This is a genomic window from Microcoleus sp. K1-B1 (assembly GCF_036704705.1).
In the GTDB taxonomy this organism is placed as follows: domain Bacteria; phylum Cyanobacteriota; class Cyanobacteriia; order Cyanobacteriales; family Microcoleaceae; genus Microcoleus.
Genome location: NZ_JAUBSH010000022.1, coordinates 75,840 through 87,035, shown reverse-complemented (window position 1 = coordinate 87,035; position 11,196 = coordinate 75,840). Strand labels below are relative to the sequence as shown.

The window sequence follows — 11,196 nt, the reverse complement described above, 5'->3', positions numbered from 1 at the left end:
TGTTTTTACATTTTACATAATTCTTGCATATTACTTTTATAAGTATTTCTACTTATTGCATAATTGAGATGCTCCCGCGGCAAACTCCCGAATCGCAGCAGAAAAGCAAAAATCAAACTAAGATTGAAACAATTGATAAATTACGGCAGTTTGGCTTGAGCGACGAGCAAATTGCAGAAGCGCTAGATATACCTTTAGAGCAGGTTAAGCAGGTGGACTTCGAGGAGTAAATCTGTGCTATCTCCGAATTATACTGGAGCGGGCGATTCCCTACGGTATAGCTTCGCTTCACGCTCTTAGTTGTTTTGTTATAATCATCGAAGGTTGCCTTGTTGAAGTAAGATAAAATATCCCCAGATTTTTTCAGCTATGAACACAAAACTCATTGAATCCTTGGTACAAATCATCCAGACACTCTCAGAAGAAGAGCAATTGCTAATCAAAGCAAAACTATTTAGTAACATCCCCTATCCTTCTACTGCGGAAATAGCCCAGTTAGCCCAAAGCGGAGGAGCATTTCAATTCCTGCACGACGAACCTGATATTTACACCCTTGAAGATGGAGAGCCAGTTTAGTGAAGCTAAAAAAAGGAGATATTGTTTTAGCTGAATTTCCCTTTACAGATTTGAGTCATAAAAAGTTACGTCCGGCTTTAGTGCTGTGGGCAAGTTCAACCATAGATGAAATTACGATCTGCTTCATTTCTTCGCAAAATGTCACTAGCCTAAGTTTAGATGAATTTGCTTTAAATGCTTCTGATACAGAATTTCCCAGCACGGGATTAAAAGTATCTTCTAAAGTTAGAGTGACTCGGATTGTCAGTCTTGAACAGAGATTAATACTGAGACGATTGGGCGAGTTAGGAAGTCAGCAAATGCAGCAATTGAATGCAACTCTAATACAAGCATTTCAATTAGTATAGCCTTGTTTACTCTCGCGTACTTGCCGGAAACGATCGCAAATCCCTGCAATAAAGGTTTCGCCGTCAATCGGTGGAGTATGTTCGGACATGGCAACAGCAGCATCTATCTTAACTCGTACAGTATCGATCCAGTGGCGATCTGCGAGAGCTGCTTGGAACTCATCAAGCCATTCGAGAAACTCTGCGAGTTCATTTTGTGAAAGTTCCGTTACAGCAGTCTTGAGTTCTGTAATGTTCATGGGTAAGTATCTTTTTTTCCTAAAATTAGTTTACCAGTTTGGTATAATTAGATCGCGTCGATCGCATTATACAAAATTCCCTCTTCATTCCCCCTGTTCTCGGAGTCCGTTTGACAAGATTTCAATCGCCGAGTGACTGACAAATCAGCAGCATGGAAAGAGGAATCTTCGTCTGTGGATGTATCGGCTCCTTGAATTCACAGACCCTCCAACCCGATTCCAACACTTGTTGAAACCACGAACTAACTGTGCGAAAATACCACGGCATTGGCTCTCGAAAAGCTCCGCCGAAGTTGTCGAAAGTCTCGGTTTTCCATCCATCAACATAGGGCTGTTCCTGACACGCTGTGAATGGATGAACTGTCTGGATAAACAAATGTCCGTCGGAGACTATTGCTTGGCGTAACGATCGCAATAAATCTCCAATTTCCTCACCCAGTAGCGAGAAATTGCAGACGATTCCATCGTATGGTTGACCGAGTATCGCTGGATCGGCAATAATCTCATCGTAGCCGATCGCCCGAAAACAACTGCCTCCTTTCTCACAAGCTCGATCGACCAAAACAGCGCAACCATCAACTCCAACAACCTCAACACCGCGCTTTGCTAGGGCGCGCGTCAGCCAACCTTCACCGCATCCAACATCCAAAACACGCCGAGGCCCATAGCGCAGAACTGCTTGCAGAATAGCGTCATCGGTTGCTATCCGGCGACTTTCGATTGTGTTGTATTGGATCGCCTGTATCCATGCGTCAGCATTAGCCTCCCAACTTTGTTGAATTTGTTGTTCAGGGCGATCGAATTTCATGGTGATTCTCCTATTGGTACTAGGACTTACGAAAAAATCTGATTTTAACCCGATTCTGCGTAAGTCCTGAGTCCATAAAAATGAATTCAAAAAGCCCGATTCTTAAACCCATCGACCAACTACAACTCTCACCGTTCCATCTTCCAAAGTTTCCTCTTCTTCAACATGAAAACCCTCTGACTGCACCGCCGCCATCAAACTTTTGCGCGCGTATTTTTGACTAATTGAATTGACAAATTCCTGCTGATTAATTCGAGCGCCCCAAAAATCCGCCACCAATTCGTAATCCTCTTCGCTGCGGCGAAAACCCAAATCGTAACCATTGGATTGCCGAATCACGTACTCGGCATTAGTTTTGTCACCGCGATAACCCCGTACCTGCACATTGCACTCTACTTGATAACCCAACTCTTCCAACACTTGATGTAGCAGTTCGCCGTTCTTGATCTGAACCTTGATCGTTGTGAAGTGTGACATATCACTTTCGGATTTTTGTGTGAAACGCTGATTTGATTATAATAGCATAAACAGCAACAGTCAATAAGTTAGAACTTGCGATCTTAAACCGGGTTTGAGCGTCAGCGAAAGCAGCCCGGTTACAAGCCCCCGGCTTCATCTATGCAGAAATTAAAAACATAATATCCGATAACAATTTCCCAGATTTATCCGTGAGTTCGCTTTCTTCAATCCTCCAATTCTTCAAATCTAAAATCCAAAATCTAAAATCTAAAATCGTATGATGCCCGACAATTCTAACCAACCCAGAGAATATGATGCCGTCCTCGGCGGTCAAAGTCAAATCCCGATCGCCGGCGCTGTTTTGGGAGGCATCGCCGGAGTCAAGCAGCGCTTCAACAGTCCTAGTATCGAGGCTCGGATTGCCGCTGTTAAAGATGCTCCTAAATACGGAGGCGCTGGTTTAAATTTAGCAATTGAGGCGCTGCTTGACCCCGCAGCAGAAGTGCAGCGAGTTGCTTATTTAATTTTGCGATCGAGGACAGAACCTCTAGTCCGCCAAGCTTTAAAAGACTTCGTGCCTTACAAGCTTTTTGACTGCATCCAGACGGTCAAAACTGGGACAAATGTTGCGATTAGTCCCGGAGGTGATCGCACGGCGAGTTTGCACGGGAAAATAATTAGAATTTGCGATGTAGATACAGGAGAAATACTCTATACTGTTGACAAGTATCCCCGCGCTCAAGAAACTTTTATACTTGGCCAAGAAAGTGAAGTGTTTGTGAGAAGCAGAAATACTCCGAAACACCGTGCGCTCGAAATTTGGCAGGGAGGAGAATTGCGGCATACTTCCCTCGGACATGAAGGGGAAATTAGCGCAATTGTCATCAGTCCCGACAGTCAAGTTATCGCCAGCGGTTCGGCAGATACTACTATCAAAATTTGGAATTTAGAGACGGGAAAGTTAATCTGTACTTTTGGCAATCTTTTAACTTGGGGAGCTCATAAAGCAGGAATTGTTAGTCTTGCTTTTAGCCCGATCGCACAAACTCTCGCTAGCAGCAGTTCTGACGGTACAATTAAACTGTGGAACCTCCGCAGCAGAGAATGCTCTCAAACAATTAAGGGTTACGCGAATTGTCTGGCTTTCAGTCCAGACGGGCAGACTTTGGCTACTGGCGGCTGGGACAGAAATATTCAACTGCGGCAGCTATCGAATCCAGATAGTTCAATCACTTTGGCAGGGCATTTTAACTCGATAAATGCGATCGCCTTTAGTGCCGACGGACTCACTGTTGTCAGTGCTAGTGCCGATGGTAATATCAAATTTTGGAATGCCAGTACGGGCGAAAATTTTTACACTCTCAGCGGACATCAAAGCTCTGTTACTTGTCTTACTTTTAGCAGCGATGGTGAAACTATTATCACTGGCAGTATAGACAAAACTGTCAAAACTTGGGGAGTGAATTGAAGAAAGTTCGGCAACGAGCACTGTACAAGATGTAGCGGATGGAAGAAAGAGGGAATAGGGAATAGGGAAGAAGGCAGAAGGCAGAAACAAGAGGGAATCGACCTCATGATTTTCACAAATTAAGTACCTCCTAACCATTCAGGCGCTGCCTATATTTCAAATTTCCCGATTCCCTCTTCCTCGGTGCGTGAATTTACGCAAACAAATATAATAAATTTACAATCCCAGTTCTTGTGCAAGCCGAGGATTGCGGAACTTCTTTTTGCACTACTACAAATAGTTACCGTAAAAATACCGACTGGCAGACATTATTCAGGTTATTATCAATTTGTGAACTGTCGCCCAAAAGCCGGAGCAAGCGGCAATTTCTTAATCCTTTAAACTAGCTTTAATATATCGCATCTTGGTCGGATGAGTATTCCTGCTAATTGTAATATTTGACTTAAAAAGTTTATGCTTAAAAGATAGGCTAGGGTTAAATATACAGTGCGCCCTAGAGTAACCATGTCACACTGCAACCAATCCATCTGTCGTTCCCGCAATCTCGTAGAAATGTGCGATACTGCTGCCAGTTGGCAGCAAAAAGCCGATCGACTAACGGTAGAATTAAACACCACCCAGGATCTGCTTCACGCAGAAATCGCTCGGCTCAAACAAGCCAACGAAACCCTTCACGCCGCTGTCAGTTGTGCCCCAATTTTCCTGTGGGCAACAGACAGAGACGGCAAGTTAACTCTTGCAGCAGGTAAAGGATTAGAAAATTTGGGACTCAAACCAGGTACAACTGTCGGGCGATCGATTTTTGAAGTTTACAGCAGCCAGCCAGATATCTTAGAAAATATTGCCGAGGTACTAGCAGGAAACGATCGCACTTGGAACGTCCGAGAGAGGGATTGTATTCACGAAATTCGATCGGCAGCCCTGCGAGATGGAAACGGCGAAGTTGTCGGGGCAGTGGGTGTTTCTACTGAAATTACCGAGCGCGAGCAGTTCATCGCAACTCTGGAAACCGCAAATCAAGAATTAAAAGACAGACTGCAGCAGCAGAGGGAAGTCTTCAATGCAGCACTTGCTGAAAGCGAAAAAAAGTACCGCAACCTCGTAGAAACCTCCCAAGAATTGATTTGGTCGATCGATATTGAAGGCCTCTTGACTTTTGTCAATTCCGCCGCCAAACGCATCTACGGTTACGAACCGCCAGAAATGATCGGACGCCGCTTCACCGATTTTTTAGTTCCAGATCAAGAAAGTAGACCAAGAGAAATATTTGCCCAACTTTTAGCAAGAACCAAAATTCAGCCACAAACCGCTAATTCTCCTTACGAAACAGTACACATTCGCAAAGACGGTACTCCCGTTCACCTGCGCGTCAACAGCATCGTAAACCAAGCTGAAAACGGCGCTATTTTAGGCTTGTGCGGAACGGCGACAGATATTAGCGATCACAAGCGATCGGAAGAAGCACTCCAAGAAGCTACAGACCAACTTCGCGCCGTTTTGGATGCCGTACCCGGACTGATTTCTTGGATCAGTTCAGATTTGCGGTATATCGGAGTCAACCAGCACTTAGCAACCTCATTCAACCTGTCTCCTGAAAGCTTTGTCGGTCAAGAAATCAACTTTCTCGACAAAGGATCGACTTTCGGAGAACTGATCCGAATTTTTTTTGACAGTTCATCTCAGCAAACCTGCCAAGAAATAGAAATCGAAATTAACGGTTTCGTCCGCAACTATTTGATAGTAGCTCAGAAATATCATCAGGGAACCGCAGCAGTTTCTGTAGGAATAGACATTACCGATCGCAAGCGTGCCGAAGCTCTCAAAAACCAATTGATTTGCTCGCTGCAAGAATCCGAACACAAATTTCGCAGCCTTTATGAAGCCACCAGTGACGCAGTAATGTTGCTTGACGAAAAAGAGTTTTTTGACTGCAACCCCGCTACCTTAAAAATATTTTGCTGTAGCAACACAAAACAATTTTACGGCAAAAAACTGAGCGACTTTTCCCCACAATTTCAGCCTAGCGGACAAGACTCATCCAGTCTAGCAACACAGAGAATATCGACAGCAATGCAAACCGGTAGCTGTCGCTTTGACTGGGTACACAAACGACTCGACGGTTCAGAATTTCCCGCTGAAGTGCTATTAAATGCAATGGAAATTAACGGACGAAAAGTAATTCAAGCAGTAGTGCGAGATATTACAGATCGCAAGCGCGACGAAGACGGCATCAAAGCATCCCTCGCAGAAAAAGAAGTTCTCCTCAAAGAAATTCACCACCGTGTTAAAAACAACCTCCAAGTTATTTCCAGTTTGCTCAAACTTCAGTCACGCTACATCCAAGACAGCCACGTTAGTGAAATGTTAAAAGAAAGTCAAAACCGAGTCAGATCAATGGCCCTGGTTCACGAACAACTGTATCAATCCAAAGACTTGTCAAACATTGACTTTGCTGAATACATCCAAAATCTCGCCCACAATTTATTCCAAGCTTATGAAATTCATGCAGAAGGCGTCAACTTGCAAACAAATATTGCGCCGTGTTCTCTTAATATTGATACGGCAGTTCCTTGCGGGTTAATTATCAACGAGCTTGTGACAAATGCCCTCAAATATGCCTTTAAAGGACAAGTTAAAGGTAAAATTAACATAGATTTCACTTTAGATAATAACAGAGTTTGCGTGCTAACCGTGAGCGACAGCGGAATTGGTTTCCCTCAAGACTTAGATTATCGGAAAGCCCGAACGTTGGGTTTGCGACTGGTCGGGTCTTTAGTCAAGCAAATCCGGGGGGGAATAGAACTGTTAGAAACTGCTGGCACGACTTTTAGAATAACCTTTTCTCAACCCAAGTTGCACTCTGAGGAGAAAAATTAGTGTCCAAGAAAAAAATTCTGATAGTTGAAGACGAGAGCATCATTGCGGAAGACATTTCCGACTGTTTAATATCTCTAGGATATAGAATAACTGGGATGGTCTATTCTGGAGAAGAAGCGATTGAATCGGCAGCAAAGTTACGCCCGGATTTAGTTTTAATGGATGTTAACCTGCAAGGAGAAATAGACGGCATTACAGCAGCCGAAGAAATTCGCTTGCGCTTTCAAATTCCGGTAGTTTATCTGACAGCTTATGCCGATGAAACTACTTTGCGACGAGTCAATAGTACAAAACCCTTCGGCTATATTGTTAAGCCATTTGAAGAAAAAAACTTGCACACAACTATTCAACTGGCATTCTACCGACATCAGTATGACAGCTTGACTAACCTGCCGAATCGTTCATTTTTGCGAGAAAAGTTAAGTCAACTATTAGAGTGTCAAAAAGAATTGTCAGGACTCGTTCCAGTTGTCACGCTTAGCTTAGATAAAATCAACCGCATTAACAGTACCTGGGGACACGATATCGGCGACTCAGTGCTTTGCAGCATCGCCCAGCGGCTAACTAACTGCATGGAAAGCATTAATATTGTGGCTCGTTTGGAAGCGGCAGAATTCGCGCTGATACTCAAACCAGTTACAGAAAAACAGGATGTGGCTAAGATTGCTCAAAACATTTTAGATATTGTATCCCAAGCTATGATTGTCAAAGATTGCGAAGTCTATGTCACTGCTAGTATGGGGATATGCTTGTATCCCGGAGACGGCACCGACGGAGATGAAATGCTGAAAAATGCTTATATAGCAATGTATCAATCTCAGCAGAAAGGTGGCAATAGTTATCATTTTTATACGGCAAAGAATGCTAATTATTTTATCAATACACTTCTTCAAGAAACTTGCTTGCGCCATGCTTTAAAAAGCTCAGAGTTTGAAATTTACTATCAGCCGCAAATAGAAATTAAAACAGGTAAAATTATTGGGGCTGAAGCTTTAGTCCGCTGGAATCATCCAGAACGGGGGCGAGTTTCCCCTGGAGAATTTATTCCAATGGCTGAAGAAATGGGCTTGATTGCACCGTTGGGTGAATGGGTATTAGAGACTGCTTGCAGGCAAACTCAAACATGGCAAAGAGCAGGTTTACCGCCCCTGCGAGTGGCAGTTAACGTGTCAGCCCGTCAATTCGAGCGCAAAAATTTCACGGAAAGAGTCAGGGAGATATTAACAGAAACTGGTCTTGATCCCAAGTGTTTGGAATTAGAACTGACGGAAAGTCTGGTTTTGCAAGACGAAATTGCAGCAGCTAAAGCTTTTACGATGTGGAAAGATCAGGGGATTAGGATAGCAATTGATGATTTTGGGACTGGATATTCTTCTTTGAGTTATCCGAAACGCTTTCCGTTTGATGCGATAAAAATAGACAAGAGTTTTATTCGCAACATTGCAGACGATCGCCAAAATGCAGCGATAACAATAGCGATTATTCAAATGGCACACTGCATGAACATGACGGTGGTCGCTGAGGGGGTAGAAAATAAGCAGGAACTTGATTTTTTGTGCGAGCACGAATGCGACGAAATTCAAGGCTATCTTTTCAGTCAGGCTTTGCCAAGGGCTGAGTTTGAAGCGCTGCTGAAAAGCGATAAGTGCTGGAATTTAGATCGATTCCGGTTGCAATCCTCCGGAATTGTTGACTGTTGACTGTTGACTGTTGACTGTTGACAACTGATAACTGATAACTGATAACTGATAACTGACAACTGCCCACTGACAACTGACAACTGATTAATTTAAAAGATACGATCGCCCAACCAACTTCCCAGCCACAGCCCAAAACCGGAAGTAGCCACCAACAGGATAAACGTATAAAGCGCGCTGCCAGTGTGGATCAACCTTTCTGCAGCTACCATCCGGGCCACAACTCCAGCAATAATGCCGATCGCAGCCCAAGCCCCATAAACAGTCTTAGACCCGGCGATAGCTAAGGCTTGGACGAGATCCCCCGAACCCGCCCCAGCCAAAACCCCCGCCCACGCCCCAATCCCCAGCCCGATCGCACCTCGGAGCCCGACGGGGCCGCCAGAATTGACGCCTACTTCCGCCACCAGCCCGCACATCAAGCCGACAATCGCCCAACACGCGGCCGTCACCAACGCCTTAACCCAATTCCCAGAACCAGTTCCAGCCATCAATCCCACCACTGTCACCACTCCCCCTACAGCCAAAACAGTAGCCACAGCCCGCGACTGGGCCTCAGAACTGGCGATCGCCCCCAAACCAGCCCCAACTGCGGCCCAAGCAGCCCCTGTGACCTTTCCTCCCGCCTGAAAACCAGCGATCGACCCCCCCACCGCCCCAGCCAAAACTAACGCCGCCAGCCACACTCTAGGCGTTGCTGAACCCTCCGCCAGCAAAATCGCGGCCCACAGCCAATCTGCACCGCAGATTAAAGCCCACATCCACAGCGGGGCGGCTGATACCGTCAAAATCCAACCGGTCAAAGCATAACTCACCACAGCGATTGCCAGCGGCCACCAAGGGAAGCTTGAATAGTGTTGAGATGGCCGCACTTCCCTCGGCGCGCTTCGCGGTTTTGAGTATTGAGTTGAAAATTCTGTTTTCCTTTTCGAGGTAAGCTTTCGATAGTTTTGAGATGGCCGTGCTTTCCTCGCAACGATTCGCCCTGGTTGCTTTGTGCCCCGCCACGCTGGACGATTGTGAGTGGTAAATCGTTTCTTGCTTGAAGAGTTTTTTTGAGTTAGAAATTTTTTGGAGGCGGCTTTTGGGCGGGTTTGACGGCGCTGGGAACCAGGCCTGGCGGCTGATTTTCCAGAACGCCTTCTCAGCGGCTTTTCCGGCGCAGGCGGCGGTGGCTGAAACTGTTTTTCGATCGACCTCGATGATTCAGCCTGACTCAGAAACAACACCAACTGCTGGTAAGCTTCATTAATTTCTGTTAATCTTTGGTGAGCTTTTTGTTGCAGGCGATCGTTGTGGGCAAACCGATCGGGATGCCACACAAACGCTAAATCCCTGTAAGCGCGCTTAATCTCTTCTAGGGAACTTCCCGGCTCAATTTCGAGGATTTCGTAGCATCGATTAATGTCAGCCATAGGCTTCGGGCAGGTGTTTGTAAATTCGCGTGAAGCGAAGCTATCCCGTAGGGAATCGTACTTAACATCTTGTACTATTCTCAGCCAAGCTGCACAGTAAGCTGAGATCCGCTCAAGTGTCAAGCGTCCTCAAGTCTGCGGGCCAGTCGATTTTAGATTTTGGATTTTGGATTTTGGATTGAATAATTGGGAATGGCTGATTATATAAGAGTTTAGAGCTTGTTGGCAGTTGGATTCTTTGCTTGAACTGGTATGACAACTGGCTACAATGAGAAAATAGTTTCGTGCGATCGGTATTTGTGTCTGTGTCGGCAAATCAAGCTCCCATCTTCATCTTAGTTGACGGCCACTCCCTGGCCTTTCGCTCCTACTTCGCCTTCGCCAAAAGTCGAGACGGAGGCTTGCGAACTACGACAGGCATTCCCACCAGCGTCTGTTTTGGCTTTCTCAAGTCGCTGCTGGAAGTAATGGCGGCCCACGACCCCCAGTACATGGCGATCGCCTTTGACCTCGCCACACCCACATTTCGCCACGAAGCAGACGACACCTACAAAGCCGGTCGAGCCGAAACACCGGAAGATTTTAAGCCGGATATCAAAAACCTGCAAGAATTGCTCACGTATTTGAATTTACCTGCCATAACTGCTCCAGGCTACGAGGCGGACGATGTTTTGGGAACTTTGGCAAACAAAGCCAGCGCGGCAGGTTATCAGGTCAAAATCCTCACGGGCGATCGAGATTTGTTTCAATTAGTAGAAACCGAAAAACAAATCAGCGTATTATATTTGAGTACGGATGAACTCAGGCGATCGGGCAAAGGCAAATCCCAAGAATACGGCCCGGAAGAAGTCAAAGCCAAACTCGGTATTTTGCCCGAACAAGTAATAGATTACAAAGCTCTCTGCGGCGACAAATCCGATAACATCCCCGGAGTCAAAGGCATCGGCGACAAAACCGCCCTGCAATTGCTGGAAGCTTACAATTCCCTTGATGGAATTTATGCAGCCATTGATGAGATTAAAGGAGCAACTAAGAAAAAGCTAGAAGAAGGCAAAGAAGCTGCTTATCATTCTCAACGCATGGCGACAATTGTCCAAGACGTGCCATTAGAAATAAACTTAGAAGATTGCCAGCTTATAGGTTTTGACGAATCAGCCTTGATTCCCATGCTGGAAAAATTGGAATTTAAAACATTTTTAAGCAAAGTTAAACAAATTCAAAAGCGTTTTGGTGGCACAGAAGAGCCATTGACAGACAGTGGAACAGGCATCTTGCCTGTTGCAAAGGGCGGGCAAGATGCCCACCCCACA

Annotated in this window: 11 protein-coding genes; 7 read left to right on the top strand and 4 right to left on the bottom strand. The window is 45.4% G+C overall.

Going from position 1 to position 11,196, the window contains the following annotated elements:
- Positions 1–68: 68 nt before the first annotated feature.
- From QUA83_RS11095 to QUA83_RS11085, 3 genes are all read left to right on the top strand, one after another.
- Entirely contained in the window at positions 69–230 is a 162-nt protein-coding gene (locus QUA83_RS11095) for a hypothetical protein (protein ID WP_333293225.1), read from the top strand.
- 139 nt (positions 231–369) lie between these two features.
- A complete protein-coding gene (locus tag QUA83_RS11090; protein ID WP_333293224.1) occupies positions 370–576 on the top strand; it encodes a hypothetical protein in 207 nt (68 codons plus the stop codon).
- Positions 576–923 carry a type II toxin-antitoxin system PemK/MazF family toxin gene (locus QUA83_RS11085; protein WP_333293223.1) on the top strand — a complete coding sequence of 116 codons (348 nt, stop codon included), beginning with the start codon at positions 576–578 and terminating at the stop codon, positions 921–923. The genes QUA83_RS11090 and QUA83_RS11085 overlap by 1 nt, the downstream gene beginning before the upstream one ends.
- Here QUA83_RS11085 and QUA83_RS11080 read toward each other — a convergent pair.
- The 3 genes from QUA83_RS11080 to QUA83_RS11070 form a co-directional block, all read right to left on the bottom strand.
- The gene (locus QUA83_RS11080; protein ID WP_333293222.1) at positions 911–1,162 is read right to left on the bottom strand and encodes a hypothetical protein; all 252 of its coding nucleotides are present in this window, start codon (positions 1,160–1,162) and stop codon (positions 911–913) included. The genes QUA83_RS11085 and QUA83_RS11080 overlap by 13 nt on opposite strands.
- A gap of 121 nt (positions 1,163–1,283) precedes the next feature.
- A complete protein-coding gene (locus QUA83_RS11075; RefSeq protein ID WP_333293221.1) occupies positions 1,284–1,970 on the bottom strand; it encodes a class I SAM-dependent methyltransferase in 687 nt (228 codons plus the stop codon).
- A 102-nt stretch (positions 1,971–2,072) separates the two neighbouring features.
- Positions 2,073–2,447, bottom strand: a complete 375-nt coding sequence (locus tag QUA83_RS11070; RefSeq protein WP_333293220.1) for a DUF1257 domain-containing protein — start codon at positions 2,445–2,447, stop codon at positions 2,073–2,075.
- 259 nt (positions 2,448–2,706) lie between these two features.
- Here QUA83_RS11070 and QUA83_RS11065 point away from each other — a divergent pair, with 259 nt between their 5' ends.
- The 3 genes from QUA83_RS11065 (at position 2,707) to QUA83_RS11055 (ending at position 8,474) form a co-directional block, all read left to right on the top strand.
- Positions 2,707–3,897: a WD40 repeat domain-containing protein gene (locus QUA83_RS11065; protein WP_333293219.1), complete on the top strand. Its 1,191-nt coding sequence runs from the start codon at positions 2,707–2,709 to the stop codon at positions 3,895–3,897.
- Positions 3,898–4,401: 504 nt separating this feature from the next.
- On the top strand, positions 4,402–6,774 hold the full coding sequence (locus QUA83_RS11060) for a PAS domain S-box protein (RefSeq protein ID WP_333293218.1): 2,373 nt from the start codon (positions 4,402–4,404) through the stop codon (positions 6,772–6,774).
- Complete coding sequence (locus QUA83_RS11055; protein WP_333293217.1) at positions 6,774–8,474, top strand: EAL domain-containing protein; 1,701 nt, start codon at positions 6,774–6,776, stop codon at positions 8,472–8,474. Before QUA83_RS11060 ends, QUA83_RS11055 begins: the two co-directional genes overlap by 1 nt.
- Before the next feature lie 89 nt (positions 8,475–8,563).
- Here QUA83_RS11055 and QUA83_RS11050 read toward each other — a convergent pair whose 3' ends face one another.
- Entirely contained in the window at positions 8,564–9,886 is a 1,323-nt protein-coding gene (locus tag QUA83_RS11050) for a J domain-containing protein (protein ID WP_333293216.1), read from the bottom strand.
- Between the two features lie 284 nt (positions 9,887–10,170).
- On the opposite strand from QUA83_RS11050, the gene QUA83_RS11045 reads away from it, so the two are divergent.
- The coding region (locus QUA83_RS11045) for a 5'-3' exonuclease H3TH domain-containing protein (protein WP_333293215.1) at positions 10,171–11,196 on the top strand (1,026 nt) is incomplete at its 3' end.